Origin of the sequence: Marinobacter fonticola, from assembly GCF_008122265.1 — a bacterium.
Taxonomy (GTDB): domain Bacteria; phylum Pseudomonadota; class Gammaproteobacteria; order Pseudomonadales; family Oleiphilaceae; genus Marinobacter_A; species Marinobacter_A fonticola.
In genome coordinates this window covers 4,149,869-4,165,035 of sequence record NZ_CP043042.1, presented here as the reverse complement: position 1 = coordinate 4,165,035, position 15,167 = coordinate 4,149,869, and the positions used below count along the sequence as shown (strand labels likewise).

13 protein-coding genes are annotated in these 15,167 nt (G+C 59.0%); 5 read left to right on the top strand and 8 right to left on the bottom strand.

The features are described from left to right. The first annotated feature begins 27 nt into the window (after positions 1-27). Both argE and argA read left to right on the top strand, forming a co-directional pair. Positions 28-1,212 (top strand): acetylornithine deacetylase, encoded by a 1,185-nt coding sequence (argE, locus tag FXO11_RS18545; protein WP_148864425.1) that lies wholly within the window; start codon positions 28-30, stop codon positions 1,210-1,212. A gap of 56 nt (positions 1,213-1,268) precedes the next feature. Continuing rightward, positions 1,269-2,579: an amino-acid N-acetyltransferase gene (argA, locus tag FXO11_RS18540; RefSeq protein ID WP_148864424.1), complete on the top strand. Its 1,311-nt coding sequence runs from the start codon at positions 1,269-1,271 to the stop codon at positions 2,577-2,579. Here the strand turns inward: argA and FXO11_RS18535 are convergent. Then, positions 2,550-3,650, bottom strand: a complete 1,101-nt coding sequence (locus FXO11_RS18535; RefSeq protein WP_148864423.1) for an aminopeptidase — start codon at positions 3,648-3,650, stop codon at positions 2,550-2,552. The genes argA and FXO11_RS18535 overlap by 30 nt on opposite strands. A 194-nt stretch (positions 3,651-3,844) precedes the next feature. On the opposite strand from FXO11_RS18535, the gene FXO11_RS18530 reads away from it, so the two are divergent. Both FXO11_RS18530 and FXO11_RS18525 read left to right on the top strand, forming a co-directional pair. Next, positions 3,845-7,585 (top strand): DUF1631 family protein, encoded by a 3,741-nt coding sequence (locus tag FXO11_RS18530; RefSeq protein ID WP_148864422.1) that lies wholly within the window; start codon positions 3,845-3,847, stop codon positions 7,583-7,585. 98 nt (positions 7,586-7,683) lie between these two features. After that, positions 7,684-8,550, top strand: a complete 867-nt coding sequence (locus tag FXO11_RS18525; RefSeq protein ID WP_148864421.1) for a phosphoribulokinase — start codon at positions 7,684-7,686, stop codon at positions 8,548-8,550. A gap of 66 nt (positions 8,551-8,616) precedes the next feature. On the opposite strand, the gene FXO11_RS18520 is transcribed toward FXO11_RS18525, so the two are convergent. The 4 genes from FXO11_RS18520 to FXO11_RS18505 form a co-directional block, all read right to left on the bottom strand. After that, the gene (locus tag FXO11_RS18520; RefSeq protein ID WP_148864420.1) at positions 8,617-9,462 is read right to left on the bottom strand and encodes a pirin family protein; all 846 of its coding nucleotides are present in this window, start codon (positions 9,460-9,462) and stop codon (positions 8,617-8,619) included. 51 nt (positions 9,463-9,513) lie between these two features. Beyond that, complete coding sequence (locus FXO11_RS18515) at positions 9,514-10,116, bottom strand: FMN-dependent NADH-azoreductase (RefSeq protein WP_148864419.1); 603 nt, start codon at positions 10,114-10,116, stop codon at positions 9,514-9,516. Between the two features lie 150 nt (positions 10,117-10,266). Next, positions 10,267-11,058: an adenosylmethionine decarboxylase gene (gene speD / locus FXO11_RS18510; RefSeq protein ID WP_148864418.1), complete on the bottom strand. Its 792-nt coding sequence runs from the start codon at positions 11,056-11,058 to the stop codon at positions 10,267-10,269. 272 nt (positions 11,059-11,330) lie between these two features. After that, a complete protein-coding gene (locus FXO11_RS18505) occupies positions 11,331-11,753 on the bottom strand; it encodes an OsmC family protein (RefSeq protein WP_148864417.1) in 423 nt (140 codons plus the stop codon). Between the two features lie 545 nt (positions 11,754-12,298). Between FXO11_RS18505 and crp the strand changes: the two genes are divergently transcribed. Continuing rightward, entirely contained in the window at positions 12,299-12,940 is a 642-nt protein-coding gene (gene crp, locus FXO11_RS18500; RefSeq protein WP_148864416.1) for a cAMP-activated global transcriptional regulator CRP, read from the top strand. Positions 12,941-13,070: 130 nt separating this feature from the next. Here the strand turns inward: crp and FXO11_RS18495 are convergent, their stop codons facing one another. From FXO11_RS18495 to FXO11_RS18485, 3 genes are read right to left on the bottom strand one after another with little or no spacing between them, the layout of a single operon-like run. Next, entirely contained in the window at positions 13,071-13,352 is a 282-nt protein-coding gene (locus FXO11_RS18495) for a DUF1330 domain-containing protein (protein ID WP_148864415.1), read from the bottom strand. Between the two features lie 22 nt (positions 13,353-13,374). Beyond that, complete coding sequence (locus FXO11_RS18490; protein ID WP_148864414.1) at positions 13,375-14,436, bottom strand: beta-N-acetylglucosaminidase domain-containing protein; 1,062 nt, start codon at positions 14,434-14,436, stop codon at positions 13,375-13,377. A 53-nt stretch (positions 14,437-14,489) separates the two neighbouring features. Beyond that, entirely contained in the window at positions 14,490-15,056 is a 567-nt protein-coding gene (locus tag FXO11_RS18485; RefSeq protein WP_148864413.1) for a helix-turn-helix domain-containing protein, read from the bottom strand. Positions 15,057-15,167: the final 111 nt, after the last annotated feature.

Below are 15,167 nucleotides of genomic sequence, written 5' to 3'. Positions count from 1 at the left end.
TCCGAAGTCTTATTCTGAGGCTTTCCCATGACGCAACACAGCGCCGACACCCGCAACGCCGCCCCCGATATCCGGGGAATGCTGGAGCGTTTGATCGCCCAGCCCTCCATCAGCAGTGCGTCGCCGGAGTGGGATCACAGTAACGAAGCGGTGGTGAACATCCTGGCCGGGTGGCTCGAACCCATGGGTTTCACCGTTGAAATCATGCCGGTGCCCGGCATGCCGGGGAAATTCAACCTGATTGCGACCCTGGGCAGCGGCCCAGGGGGCTTGGTGCTATCGGGCCACACCGATACGGTGCCTTTCGACGATCAGCGCTGGCAGAGCGACCCGTTCAAGCTGACTGAGCGCGATGACCGCTGGTACGGTTTGGGCACCTGCGATATGAAGGGCTTCTTTGCGCTTGCGATCGAGGCCGCGCGCGCCCATCTCGATCAGACCTTTCAGCAGCCACTGATTATCCTGGCGACCGCCGACGAGGAAAGTTCCATGAACGGCGCCCGGGCCCTGGCGGAAGCTGGCCGGCCCAAAGGACGTTACGCGGTGATCGGCGAACCCACGGGGCTCAAACCGGTGCGTATGCACAAGGGCATCATGATGGAACGCCTGGTATTCGAGGGCCAGTCCGGTCATTCCTCCGATCCGGCTTTGGGCCGCAATGCGATGGAGGGGATGCATACGGCGATTGGCGAATTGCTGAGCCTGCGTGATCATTGGCAATCCAAGTACCGGAATGACAATTTCCAGGTCCAGGTCCCGACCATGAACCTGGGCTGCATACACGGGGGCGACAATCCAAACCGCATCTGCGCCAACTGCGAGCTGCATTTTGACCTACGCCCGCTACCGGGTATGGATATGGAGACTCTGCGCCAGGCGATCCTCGATAAGGTGAGGCCCGTGGCCCAAAGCCGGGAACTCGGCCTGCGCTTCGAACCCCTGTTCGATGGTGTGCCGCCGTTCGAAACCTCCGCCGATTCCGAGCTGGTCAAAGTCTGCGAACGTCTGACAGGGCATCCGGCCCAGGCAGTCGCCTTTGCCACCGAAGCACCCTGGCTGCAGAAATTGGGTATGGAAACGCTGGTGATGGGGCCGGGCCACATCGACCAAGCGCACCAGCCAGACGAATATCTTGACCTATCCCAGGTAAAGCCCGGCGTGGACATCTTGAGCCGGTTGATCCAGCATTTCTGTATTCAACCTCAAGCCTGACGCAGCGCTATGCTCTGAGCCGGGAACGGACCACCTAGACCAAGGAGACAACGCGTTTGAAATCGAATGACTGGCTGCACGGATTCCGCCATTCATCCCCCTATATCAATGCCCATCGCGGCCGAACCGTTGTCCTGACCCTGGGCGGGGAAGCGCTCGCCCACGATAACCTGATCAACATCATCCACGACATCACCCTGCTCAGTAGTCTCGGAGTCAAGCTGGTGGTGGCTTTTGGCGCCCGCCCACAGATTCAGCGCCGGTTCGATCAGGCCGGCCTGGACTCCAACTTTCACGAAGGATTGCGAGTCACCCCGGAAGAACAGCTACCGCTGGTGGTCGAAGCGGTCGGTGCCTTGCGTGCACACCTGGAAAGCCGGTTATCCATGGGGCTGATCAACTCGCCCATGCATGGCGCCCGCATCCGTGTGAGCAGTGGCAACCTGGTGGCCGCGCGGCCGGTGGGCGTGCTCAATGGCGTGGATTTCGGGTATACCGGCCGGGTGCGCCGGGTCGATGTGGACGGTGTGGACGCCCTGTTGAAGATGAACCATATCGTACTGCTGCCGCCATTGGGCTATTCGCCCACCGGCGATGTGTTCAACCTGTCTTATGAGGATGTAGGCAGTCAGGTGGCCTCGGCCCTCAAAGCGGAGAAGCTGATCATCTTCACCGAACAAGAGGGCGTGCTGGACGAGGATGGCCAGCTCATCCGTGAGATGACCGTGCGTCAGGCCCGGGATCGGCTCAGCGACGCCCCGCTGGAAGGGCACGCCGCCGACCTGTTGCGGGCCGCCTGCGAGGCCTGCGTGCGTGGGGTACGGCGCAGCCAGATCATCAGTTACGTGCGTGACGGGGCGCTGCTGGAAGAGCTGTTTACCCGGGATGGTTCCGGCACCCTGGTCAGTGACGACAACTACGAACAGATCCGCGGTGCTCGAGTGGAGGACATTGGCGGTATCCTGGAGCTGATTCAGCCGCTGGAAGACCAGGGGATTCTCGTGCGGCGTTCCCGTGAGCTGCTGGAAACGGAAGTCGATCGCTTCACGGTCGTGGAGCGGGACGGAACTATCGTGGGTTGTGCAGCTTTATACGAGTATCCGAGCGAGAAATCCGGTGAGCTTTCCTGTTTTGCGGTGGATCCAACCTACCGCCGGTCCGGTCGCGGCGACGAGATTCTGGCCATGGTCGAGCGCCTTGCCCGGGGCCGGGGATTGGAAAATCTGTTCGTGCTGACCACCCAGACCGAGCATTGGTTTCGCGAACGTGGATTCGAGCCCTCTACCGTCCAGTCCCTGCCCGGACCCAAGCTGGCCAGCTACAATACCCAGCGCAATTCAAAGGTCTTCGTGAAAAGACTCGCCTAGCCGTTCCAGTTGCCGGCGGCGCATGTCCGCCGGCGCCCCGGCCAGCACTTTCACCTGTGCATAAAAACGCGCGAAATCTCCTCCGGCTTCGACCAGCATCTGGCGGAACCCCGGTACGTCGCTGTTGTATTGGCGAAAGAGCCCCAGCACGGCGTTATTCATCTGCGTGATCACCCCGGCCAAGGGACCCGGTTCGGTCCAGCGGTCTTCGAGCCGGGCGTAGTCCGATGCCAGGCTCGCCAGAATGTCGGCTTTGCGCTCCCGCAGGATGTTCTCATCCAATGACTCACGTTGCGCATAAAGCGTCTCCAGACGGCCCGCAGCCTGTTCGATCAGCGCCAGGGTCGCGCGCCGCTGACTCAGCTGGGCCAAGGTCGCCTGATATTTGTCCGGCTGTCCGGTGGCGTCCAGCCAGCGTTTGAGCCCTTCAAGTTCGACGGCCGTGGCAAAGCTTTCGTTGAAGCGGGTGTCGTCGGCGATATAGACCACTTTGTGGGCCAGCTCGTGGAACATCAGGGCCACCATGCGGTCGTCCGGCAAGGCGGTAAAGCCCGTATGCAGCGGGTCGTCGAACCAGCCCAGGCTGGAATAGGCGGTGACGCCGCCAATAAACGTATCGTTCCCCTCGCGTGCGTAGCGGTCGCGAGCGGCCCGGGCATCCTCGAGGTGGAAGTAGCCGCGGTAGGACTGGCAACCCACGACCGGGTAGCACCAGGCGAGTGGCTCTAACGAGAATTCCGGTGCAACCATTAGGTTGTACACCACGTAGGGTTGATCCAGGGTAACGAAATCCGAGAAGGTCCCTTCGACGGGTAGGGCAAGCTGTTTTTCAGCGAAAGCGCGGGCCTTCATTGCCAATGCCAGCTTGCGTTGTAGCGGCTCTGGCGCATCGGGTCCGTTAAGCAAATTGTCGATGGGCTCACGGTGCCAAAGTAGCGATAGTTGTCCGCTTGCGGCTTGCTGATAATACTGCAGGGAATCGAACAATGAAGACTCTGGATGGGTGGATTGGCAGCCGGTCAAACCAAAGATCAGTAGCAGAACAGGATAGATCTGGCTAAGCTGTCGCATTGAATTTGTCCTGTCCGTCACGTGATCGATTAAATCGGAACAGACACGAAAGGCCTGAACGATGGCTTTGTAAAAGCTTGTCAACGGCCCGACAAGCGCGACACCAGCCACTATACTGGAGCTAGTGTACTGGTGTATTGGAATGGGAGGTCGCCAGGACGCCTTTCGGATCTACCTCTCAGTCAAGGGTATCGATGGAACGACGCGCCAGCCCCCGCCGACCGATAAAGCTTGCTGCGCAGCTTCAGCTGGGCGATGGCCAGCCTTTATCTTGTCAAATTGCCGACTTCTGCGCCGAGGGGCTGTTTATCCGCTTTTCCGGCGATACCACGCGTCGTGTTCGTCAGACACTATCCGAGCGGGCTCCGGACGAATTTGTGGTGCGTTTTCGCGGTGCGGACGGCCGAACCCAGCACGCGCTTCACGTGCAGGTGGCTCGCTTGATCGAAGGTGCCATGGGCGTGGCCTTCACGCGTTCCAGTCCAGCGGCCCTGGATGCCATGTTACAGCTCTACGGCGCAAACTCCCCCCAAGAACGAGCCCACCTGAAACCCCCTACCGAGCGGGTCCAGTTCATCCTGCATCAGTGCGCGCGGGCCGTGGTCCAACATATCGAACCGCTGATGGCCAACTGCTTGATGCAAATGGTCGACGGGTTGAAAAAGTCTGCCTTGCAGGCAAGCTCGGACCAGCTCGCCAACGAGATGGTCGATGCTTCGAGTCAGATCGAGGCGCGCCAGCGGACGATCTGGCATCAGATGAGCCTGGCCCTGGAATCGCCGTTGAAGCCTGAACGCCAGGGTGCGCCGGGTAGTGAGTTGTCCCTGGTGGACAAGAGCGAGTTTGAGGACTGGCTAACCCTCAAGGTTATGGTGACCAAGGCCGATACTCTCTATCGTGGTGAGCTGCTACAACTGCGGATGCGTCTGGATAAACTGGGCGTTAGCAATGCTACCGGGCACCAAAATCCGTTAGGGCCGGCGCTGATATGCGACGCTTTCCATGGCAGCGTGCAGCACCTGAAGGCCGGCCGCGAAGTAGAAAAAAATTGCCTCAAAATCTTCGAGCAGACCGTTCTTCAAGCGTTGGAGCCGCTCTACAAGGCGCTTAACCAGATCCTGATTCGTCATGGCATATTGCCGGATTTGGACCTGAGCCGTTACCTCAGCGATCGCACACCGCGGCCGGAAGCGCCCAAACCCGTGTCCAAAGTCGAACCGAAGCCCGCGCCTGAACCGAAGCTCCAAGCGGAACCGGATCGTTCCGGCGTCAAACCTGGCCGCGCGTCTCCAGACAGCTTCCGCGGCCATTCGCAGAGTGCTCAGACCGCATTCGAGACTGTACGCAATCTGTTAGCGACCCTGAGTTCAAGTCGAGGGGATCGCGGCGTGCTCGCACCGATGGATTTTCCTGCCGAGGCCCGCCCGTTGTCCGCAGGCGAGTTCCAGCGCGAACTGCAGATGCTGCAAAAAGTTCAGGCTGAATCCGTCGATGCCTTGCCGGAGGAGCCCCTGCGCGAGCGCGTGGTGGGCAAGGTGAAAGCGGCAGGCGCGGTTAGTCTCGATACAGACCAACAAGAAGCCGTCGATGTGGTCGATCAGTTCTTGCGCAGTGTCGTGGATAGCCCACGGCTGAACGAGTCGTCACGTCAGCAATTGCGCCGGCTGGAAGTGCCCGTGCTCAAGGTGGTGCTACGTGATCGCGCCTTCTTTGACGACCACAAGAGCCCGGTGCGTGGGGTGATGAATCGCCTGGCGCAGCTGGGTGTGAGAGGGGGGCGCATTAGCCCTGTGATCCAGCGCCGGGTGGATGACATGGTTCACCGCGTCACTCAGGAATTCGAACGGGATACCCGGGTATTCGAGAGTGTCCAGGGCGAACTGGACAATTTAATTGAACGCCAGAATCTGGTTTACCGCCGCAATACAGAGCGGGTTACCGCTGCCGCTGAGGGCGCTCAGAAAGTGGCGGATGCCAAGAAAGCCGTGGGCGAGCTGTTGGACGAGCGCCTGGGCGGTCGCCAGGTGCCGCAGCCGGTGGTGAGTCTCCTCAACGGCGGGTGGCGTGACTTGCTCTCCCTGACCTGGATCCGCCAAGGCCCCGAAAGTCAGCTCTGGCAGGATTACCTGTCGGTGATCGATTCGCTGCTGGCGTATGGTGACGATCCGCAATCCAGTGTCAATCTGCCGGAGCTGCTTCGGGTCATCCAGGATGGGTTGGCCTCGATTTCCAGCAACCACATGCCATCGGCGCTGATTCGGGACGAGCTTAAACGTTTTTTGGTGAAACGTCAGACGGCCGATATGGAATGGGTCGAATTTCCCAAGGCCCGACCTGTCGCGAAGCCGGCCGAGGAAGAGGCCAGCGAACGGCAAAAACGGAGTCTGCAGCGTTGGATTGCAAGAGCCCAGCGGCTGCGTACGGGCGACTGGTTGCGTAACCAGGATAATCCCAATGAGCCTTTTTACGTTCGTCTGGTCTGGATCGCCCGTGAATTCAGCCGTTTCGTTTTTGTTAACCACCAGGGCATGAGAGTGGTGGAGCTGGAGCTTGAACCCCTGGCCAAGCAGCTCCAACAGGGGATATTGATCCCGGATAGCCAGTACGAGCGTCCGCTGGTGGATGAAAGTATCGATCGTATGGTTAAGCGGGTCTACGACCAGTTGTCATGGGCCTCGACACACGACGAACTGACGGGGCTGCTGATCCGGCGCGAGTTCGAACGTGTTTTGGAGCAGCACCTGACCCGGTCCGGCGGCGAGTCGCTGAGTTTGGTGAAGGTCGACCTGCGCCAATTCAGGCGGCTCAACGACAGCGCCGGTTACAAAGCCGGCGACGATACCCTGGCACGGGTGGCGGAATGTCTGCGCACGCATATGGGGCCCGACTGTCCGCTGTCGCGGCTCGACAGCGACGGGTTTGCCTTTTTGTGCCAAGCGCAAGACGCCGAGCAGCGGGCGATAGCGATTATCCACGCCATTGAGGCGCTGGAGCTGGTTTTCGGGCGCAACCACTACGCGATCAGCGCCTGCGCCGGTATTGCCCCGGTGCTGCCGGCCCTGGTCACCGCCGAACGCTGGTTACGGGCCGTGGACGATGCCTGTAAGCGGGCCAAACAGCTTGGCAACGGTCGCACCTCCACCTATGTCATGGACGCTCAAGTACAAGCCCAGCAGGAGAAGATTGCCGCGAAGGTGGCCAATCTTGGCAACCTGGACGAGGATCGGGTGCTATTGCGCTGTCAGAAGATGATCCCGCTGCACCAGGAAGCGCAGATGGGCACTCAGTACGAAATTCTGATCAGTATGTATGACGACACCGGCAATCTGATTACCGGCGCTGAGTTCGTGCGTATGGCGGAGCGTTACAACCGCATGCAGGCGGTCGACCGTTGGGTCGTGGGCCGCATGCTCGATGCCCTACGTGATGCCGAGTCCGGGGCCAGCAAGCTGGGCGGTGTCTGCATCAACCTATCCGGCTACTCCCTCAACGACGAATCGCTACTGGAATTCATCTACGAAAAACTCAGCGAGAAAGATGCGCCCATCGAGCGCCTCTGGTTCGAAATCACCGAAGCGGCTGCCATCCACAACCTGCAGGAAGTGGCGGATTTTATGGCGGAAATGAAGGAGCTGGGCTGCCGTTTCTGCTTGGGTAATTTCGGCAGCGGCCCGATATCCTACCAATACATGCGCACCCTGCCGGTGGACTTAATCAAGCTGGACGGCGCGTTCACCCGGCATGTGTCCGGTAGCGAGACAGATAGGGCCATGGTGCGCTCGATGGTGGACATGGCTCACTATACCGGCCGCGAGGTCATTGCCACCCAGGTCGAGGACCGGCAAACCCTCGACACCTTGCGCAGCCTCGGTGTGGACTATGCCCAAGGCTATATCATCGATAAGCCGCAACTGCTCAATAATATCCTGAGCTGACAGGTTCGCACTTCCCCGCTATGCTGCCCCTTTTGCAGGCTTGATCGAGGCAAACGCAAAAGCCGCTCGAGGCTCCCGGATTTCAGGATTTCCCGATTATGTCGAAGCGCCACCCGATTATCGCAGTGACCGGCTCATCCGGTGCCGGCACGACAACGACCGGTCGCATTTTTAACCAAATCTTCGCGAGCGAGCGTATCCACGCCGCGATGGTCAGTGGTGACAGCTTCCATCGCTACACCCGTGCGCAGATGGCCGTGCTCGCCGAAAAGGGCCGTTACGGGCAGCGCAATCATTTTGCTCTGGACGCCAATCACATCGATCGTCTCGAAGGCCTGCTCTACGATTACGGCATCAACGGCACCGGCCAGTTCCGCGAATACGTCCATGAGGAAGACCTCGACCTCATCCGCGAAGGCTACGAGCCAGGCACCTTCACCCGCTGGGCGCCGTTGCCGGCGGATACCGACCTGCTGTTCTACGAGGGCTTACACGGTGGGGTCATCAGCGAGCAGTACAACATTGCCCACTACGTAGACCTGCTGATCGGGGTGGTGCCCATCATCAACCTGGAGTGGATGCAGAAGATCTACCGCGACACCAACGAACGTGGCTACTCTCAGGAAGCCGTGGTCAAGACCATCATCAACCGCATGGACGACTACGTCACCGATATCGTGCCCCAGTTCGGCCATACCCACGTGAATTTTCAGCGGGTGCCCATGGTGGATACCTCCAACCCGTTCAACGTGCGGGAGGTGCCGACGGACGATGAAAGCTTGATCGTTATCCGTTTTCGGGACCACCGGGATATCGATTTTCCCTACCTGCTGACGATGATTCCGGACAGCCATATGTCCCGGCACGACACGCTGGTGATTCCAGGAACCAAGCTGCCGTTGGCGATGGACCTGATTGTCAGGCCGATGGTGCTGGAGCTAATGGCACACAAGCAGTTCGCTTAGGGTTACGTTCGCTATAGCGAAAATGCCCCACCCGTGCGCCATGAGTCCCTTAAACATTCAATACATTCAGGCCGTCAAACGCCCCTCCCGGTAATCCTGCAAGGCCTGTTCGATTTCCTCACGGCTGTTCATCACGAAAGGCCCATACTGCACGACAGGCTCGCCGATGGGCTTGCCGGCGATCAGCAACGCGCGCGCGCCGGTCGGGCCGGCAGAGAGCGTTACACGGTCACCTTCGGTCAGGATGTGCGCGGCGCTTCGTTGCAGCGGTTTCTGATGTACGCTGGCATCACCTTCGTACAGATATAGCAGGGCGTTATGGCCCTCAGGCACCGGCAGTTTAATGCGAGCAGCGGGCTCGAGAAGTACATCGGCATAGATCGGCTGCGTACTACCGCCGGTAACGGCGCCTCGATGAGGCTCGCCCGCGATTTCCAGCTCGCCTGCAATCAGCTTGATCGATCCGCCATCGATGGCAATATTCGGAATCTCGTCCGGCTGGATATCCCGGTAGTCTGCATCCTTCATCTTCTCCGCTGCCGGTAGGTTCAGCCAGAGCTGGAAGCCGCGCATCATGCCTTCTTCCTGCTGCGGCATTTCCGAATGGACGATGCCACGCCCTGCGGTCATCCACTGCACGCCACCGTTGCGTAGATTGCCCTGGTTGCCGAGGTGGTCCTCGTGCAGCATGTGGCCTTCGATCATGTAGGTGACGGTCTCGAACCCCCGGTGCGGATGGGACGGGAACCCGGCAATGTAATCGGATGCCTGTGCCGAGCCGAACTCATCCAGCATCAGGAAGGGGTCGAGTCGCACCGATGGCTGCTGCCCCAGCGTGCGCTTGATGCGAACGCCTGCGCCATCGGACGTCTCCGCGCCCGGAATGAGTTGCTTGATGGTACGTGTGGTCATCTCGATCTCCTCCCTTTTGGGAAAAGTGGTTGCTTGATAAACCTAGTGTGCTCAAGCCGTCAGGTTAGCCATGTTCTCGCCGGCTTCTCTCAGTGCGGTTGTTTTACGATCATCGCCCATGTTTAGCCCTTCGGCATAGACAAAGTGAACGTCTTTCAGTCCCAGTAAGCCTAGGAACGAGCGGACATGCGGGGTCTGCGAATCATTCGGCGTGCCGGCATAGATCCCGCCGCGCGCTGCCAGTACGTAGACCGGGCGGTCCTCAAGCAAACCCACCGGTCCGTTCTCGGTGTAGCGAAAGGTCACGCCAGCGCGGGCGATATGGTCGAAGTAAGCCTTCAGCGCCGAGGGGATGCCGAAGTTGTACATGGGCACGCCCAGCACAATGATGTCGGCGTCCTGAATTTCCTGGATCAGAGAATCTGAATAATCAACCACACGCTTCTGTTCGTCGTTACGGTCGTCTGCTCCCGCAATTAAGGCGGCGAAACGAGTCGCGTCCAGGTGCGGGACGGGTTCCGTCGCCAAGTCGCGCGTAACGATATGGGCTTCGCCATGGGCTTGACGAAGTTGATCCAGCATACGTTTGACGAGTTGGGATGACTGGCCTTCTGCGCCGAAAATGCTGGTTGTGATAACGAGGATATTAGTCATGTTCAAAGCCTCCAGTGCCGAATGAATCTGTTGAGGCTATTGAACTGCGTGGGGCGAAAAGATGAAAACGGAGAATTCTGGAAGGGTCGATCAGAAAATTTGAACAAGCAGCAGGCGCCCAGGGGACGCCGCTACTTGTAGACTGCGACGCTATTCGACGTTGCGGGAGTAGAAGATCTCCAGCATTTCCCGCTGCAGGCGTTCGGAGATGCTTGTAGCTTCTTCCTGGCCCAGATCATTGGCATTGACGCCGAACACGTAGTTGTCCAGGTTGAAGTTCTTGAGCTTCATCTTCGTGTGGAACAGGTTCTCCTGATACACGTTGACATCGATCATCTGGTACGCGTTCTGGGTGTCTTCGCTCAGGTAGTTCTGGATCGAGTTGATGTCGTGGTCGATGTAGTGCTTCTTGCCGTCCACGTCGCGGGTGAAGCCGCGTACCCGGTAATCCACGGTGACTACATCGGAGTCGAAGCTGTGGATCAGGTAGTTCAACGCCTTCAGCGGCGAGATCAGGCCGCAAGTGGAAACGTCAATGTCCGCGCGGAAGGTGCTGATGCCCTCGTAGGGGTGACTTTCCGGATAGGTGTGGACGGTGACGTGGCTCTTGTCCAAGTGAGCAACGATGGCGTCGGGCAGCGGGCCGGGTGATTCCTCGTTATCGGTCGAGGGATGGCCGACTTCGTGCTCGGCGATGAGCATCGTCACCGAGGCGCCATGGGGCTCGTAGTCCTGGCGCGCGATGTTGAGAATATTGGCGCCGATGATCTTGACCACGTCGGACAGGATCTGCGTCAGTCGCTCCGCGTTATACATCTCGTCGATGTAGTCGATGTAAGCCCTGCGCTGTTCTTCGGTCCGCGCGTAGCAAATGTCGTAGATGTTGAAGCTCAACGACTTGGTCAGGTTGTTGAAACCATGAAGCTCGAGTTTGGTTTCCATCACAGCCCCCCCGGTTAAGGAGATGAATGACAGCGGGCACAAAGCGCAATTTGTGCCGCCCAGGCCGCCACCGGTAACTGACCAGGATTGCTCACCTTTTGCGCAGGCCGGCGGAGAGGGGGCGTATTATGCCTATCCGCCCAAGCGTTGAACAGATAGCCCACCCCGAATTTTGTAGCGGTTTCCCGTAGTTCAAACGTTATCTGCCGCATATTACGGGAAAATTTAGCATGAACGCGGGCTACATCGTTGATGGACGGTTTGCTCGCGCCTTATTCGGCCTCGTGGATTTCGTAGTCGTGAGTGATTTCCACACCGCCTTTTTCCAGCATGATCGATGCTGAACAATACTTCTCCGCCGATAGGGAAACGGCGCGCTTGACCAGATTATCCTTGAGGTTGCGACCCGTCACGACAAAGTGAAGGTGAATGCGCGTGAACACGGCAGGTACGGCATCGGCGCGTTCGGCGTCCAATTCGCAGCGGCAGTCTGTAACCTCCTGGCGGGATTTCTGCAGAATGCTCATGACGTCGAAAGCCGAGCAGCCGCCGAGACCCATGAGTACCATTTCCATGGGGCGCGGCCCCAGGTCTTTGCCGCCGTGATCCGGGGGGCCGTCCAGTTGGACGTTATGGCCGGAACCGCTGGTGGCTTTGAAGCTGGCTTCGCCGGTCCAGTCGATGGTTGCTTTCATGTGGGTCTCCTGTGATCAAAGGCTGAATGCTACCACAGCGCGCCCCGGGAGAAACGGCAGCGGACGGCTCGACGCAAGTTGCGGATAATCGGGACGTTTGTTCTATACTCGAAACGTATTGCGCGTTTTCTCTCGACGTTCGAACCGGTGAACACAGCCGCCGTGCCGTGTTGCCGGGGTTGAGGCTTCCTGTTATAAGTGGCTCGCCACACGCGACAAGTGGCTGACCGGTTGGATCGACGGAATGTTGTGTTCCGTTCAGGGGGATCCGGACATACCGGGCGGCAGTGAAGGCTTATGCCTCACTGAGAAAAAAACGTACTGAAGCACAAGTACCAGCAACAAAAGTACCGGCCGCGAAAGCACCGGCATTAACAGCACGGCAAGATGTTAAAAAGAAGTACTGAAAAAGAAGTACTGAAAAAGAAGTACTGAAAAAGAAGTACTGAAAAAAGTACTGGCAAACAGTACAAAAGTAGCCCACACGGATGCTGGGTGAATACAACAACACCGGGATTCGCCATTGAAGGAGGCACAACAGTATTATGGCAACGATTCTCAGACCGGTTGAGCAAAAGACCAAACACCTCGACTATTTCCTCTCGCAATGCCACCGTCGGCGCTATCCGGCCAAAAGCACTATTATTTACGCCGGAGACAAAAGTGACTCCCTGTTCCATATCGTCAAGGGCTCGGTCACGGTCATCATCGAGGACGACGATGGCCGCGAAATGATCATGGCGTACCTCAATGCCGGCGACTTCTTCGGTGAGATGGGCCTGTTCGACAACATGGATTCACGCAGTGCCTGGGTCAAAGCCAAGACCGAATGCGAAGTGGCGGAGATCAGTTACACCAAGTTCCGCGAGATTGCCCAGCAGGATCCAAGGGTGCTCTACTTTATCGGTGAGCAGATGGCCACACGCCTGCGCCAGACGACCCGCAAGGTGGGCGACCTGGCGTTCCTGGATGTGACCGGCCGAGTGGCGCGCACGCTGCTGGACCTGTGCAAAGAACCGGATGCCATGACCCATCCAGACGGCATGCAGATCAAGATCACGCGACAGGAAATCGGCCGCATCGTCGGCTGTTCTCGCGAGATGGTTGGCCGCGTGCTCAAGACCCTGGAAGATCAGGGACTGGTGCAGGTGAAAGGTAAGACCATGGTGGTTTACGGGACGCGATAGCGGCGGCGTGTATTCGATCTATAAAAACGGGCCGCGGCCCGTTTTTTTGTTGGCTGCTCTTCAGTATGTAGCTGATGAGAGGGGACCATCCCTTCAGCTACATATGACTGCCAGCACGACCCCCGCAAATTTATCCGTAACTGGTAATCATCACATCCGCCGCCCGGTCCCGTAAGGGAATCAACGCCTGATAGGCGTCGGAGTGGAACCAGCGGCCCAGTTCACCGGCATCGGCAAACTCGACGACCACCGCTCGATCACGTGGGTTCGTTCCTGCAAGGTCGGCCTGCTTTTCCCCGCGAAAGAGAATCCGCGCGTCGATGGGCTCCAGCGAGGCTGCCACGCCTTCGACATAGTGCTGCCAGAGGCGCTCGTCATGCACCTTGATATGTCCGATCAGGTAAGCGGCCATCGCCGGAATCTCCTCTATGCTGTTATTGCGTCTGCACCGCTTCATCGGTGATGCGGTAGTAGCCATCCAGCCAGGCCATGATTTCCTGTGCCGCCGGATGTGGGTGCTCGCCGTAGTGACGGCGTAAGCGGGTTTCTCGCTCCCCGAGCTTATCGAGACCGATATCCTGGAGAGCCATGATGTCTTCTTCGATCAGGCGTGCCAGACCCTCCCCCGCCACTTCTCGGGCAGCTTTGCGAAAAGCCGCCATGTAGCTGTAATTGTCCGGCTCCCGGTAACTGGCAGCCAGGGTCAGCGCCGGAATACAGGAAAGGGTGGGCTGGAGGGCCGGGTTGATAGCGTGGCCGGCCAAGTGCTCGCCGATGTCTGCGCGACGACCGGTGAAACCGCGCAAATGCAGGTGCTGCGACATGCGTGGCCCATCATTCACCGGATAGTTGTCCCACAGCAGCGGCTTACGCTTTAGCAGCGCCGCGACCTGCCTGAGATGACCGGGGGACACTTCTTTGGCGCATACTTCTTCGCCGGTCCAGAAGATATCGACGTCGTCTGCAAGCGACTCGCCCAGCGTCTCCAGGTAGTCGACCGGACGCTGACCGAAGACCCGGTCGAGTACTGGATCATCGGAATAGTAAGTGGGGCAGACCCTCAGACGGGCGCCGCTGCGATGGCGGATCCAGTCGATGATTTCCAGCTGACGCTGGGCCAAATCCGGCGTATCGCCCCGCATATCGTCGAACAGGATGGCCAGGTCATCAATCCCCATACTGTCGAGAGAGGCGAGCTTTTCCGTGAGCGCCCGGCGCGCGGCGGCGTCGAAGTTGCGGTAGGTCTCGAAAGGGCTGAGGCCCACACCGAAACGCATGCCCTGGTTCTGGCAGTGCCTGGAGAAACGTCGCAGGGTGTCGGCGGTCTCGGCGGGGTGAAGTTCGTTCCAGCGCCGCCGCAGGTAGGCATCCGCCTTGGGCGCATAGAGGTAGAAGCTGTAACCGTGCCTGGCCAGCAAGGAAACCAGCTTGGTGCGGGCTTCCCAGCTCCAGGGGCGGCCAAAGAAGCCTTCGATAATACCCAGGGGTGTTTTCATACGGTGTCCAAAAGGCGTCGCAAAATTAGGTGTCGTCGATCATTCTCAACAGGTTAGCGCGTACCGGCAGGATAGTGGATCAAGTTATGGAATGTGGCTGCCTGATTGCCCCGATTACGGTAGCCATGAGGCGCGTCGGCAGCGAATCTAACGGCCTCGTCGGTGGCCAGGGCCCGCCATCGGCCATCGATCAGGACCTCCATCGGGCCGTCGACCACAGTCACATGCTCGATCACACCGGTTTCGTGGGGCTCTGATACGTGCTCTGTTTCCGGGGGGAGGGTCAGCGCCATCAATTCAAAGCCGAAACTGGCGTCGAAAGGAAAGAGCGGTCTTACCTGCAGGCGATCCGCTGGCAGCTCGACATCGGTCTGCGAGTTTCTCGCGAAGCGTGGCAGGTCCGAGGCGTGAGGTGGAGGCGTGATCAGTCCGGAGAAGGCGGTACTGAAACCGGTGGCTATTTTCCACAGGGTCGCCACGGTGGGGCTGGATTCACCGCGTTCGATCTGGCCCAGCATGGCTTTGCTCACGCCAGTGGCCTCCGAAGCGCGATCCAGGCTCCAGCCGCGTTGTTTGCGCAATTGGCGTAGGGTTTGTGCCAGATGGGCGGCGATGTCCATGCAGCCGGGCTCTCCAAGGTTCGTTCCAATCCAAGGTTCGTTCCAAGGTTGGTTTCAATCAACGCATTCTAGAACTTGTGCGTCATAACGCACAATGCTAACGTCGCGTAA

What these genes read in the sequence shown, in the direction of transcription:
- argE (WP_148864425.1), top strand. Translation starts at nt 28, where the DNA reads ATGACGCAACACAGCGCCGACACCCGCAACGCCGCCCCCGATATCCGG.
- FXO11_RS18535 (WP_148864423.1), bottom strand. Translation starts at nt 3,650, where the DNA reads ATGCGACAGCTTAGCCAGATCTATCCTGTTCTGCTACTGATCTTTGGT.
- FXO11_RS18530 (WP_148864422.1), top strand. Translation starts at nt 3,845, where the DNA reads ATGGAACGACGCGCCAGCCCCCGCCGACCGATAAAGCTTGCTGCGCAG.
- FXO11_RS18525 (WP_148864421.1), top strand. Translation starts at nt 7,684, where the DNA reads ATGTCGAAGCGCCACCCGATTATCGCAGTGACCGGCTCATCCGGTGCC.
- FXO11_RS18520 (WP_148864420.1), bottom strand. Translation starts at nt 9,462, where the DNA reads ATGACCACACGTACCATCAAGCAACTCATTCCGGGCGCGGAGACGTCC.
- FXO11_RS18515 (WP_148864419.1), bottom strand. Translation starts at nt 10,116, where the DNA reads ATGACTAATATCCTCGTTATCACAACCAGCATTTTCGGCGCAGAAGGC.
- speD (WP_148864418.1), bottom strand. Translation starts at nt 11,058, where the DNA reads ATGGAAACCAAACTCGAGCTTCATGGTTTCAACAACCTGACCAAGTCG.
- FXO11_RS18505 (WP_148864417.1), bottom strand. Translation starts at nt 11,753, where the DNA reads ATGAAAGCAACCATCGACTGGACCGGCGAAGCCAGCTTCAAAGCCACC.
- crp (WP_148864416.1), top strand. Translation starts at nt 12,299, where the DNA reads ATGGCAACGATTCTCAGACCGGTTGAGCAAAAGACCAAACACCTCGAC.
- FXO11_RS18495 (WP_148864415.1), bottom strand. Translation starts at nt 13,352, where the DNA reads ATGGCCGCTTACCTGATCGGACATATCAAGGTGCATGACGAGCGCCTC.
- FXO11_RS18490 (WP_148864414.1), bottom strand. Translation starts at nt 14,436, where the DNA reads ATGAAAACACCCCTGGGTATTATCGAAGGCTTCTTTGGCCGCCCCTGG.
- FXO11_RS18485 (WP_148864413.1), bottom strand. Translation starts at nt 15,056, where the DNA reads ATGGACATCGCCGCCCATCTGGCACAAACCCTACGCCAATTGCGCAAA.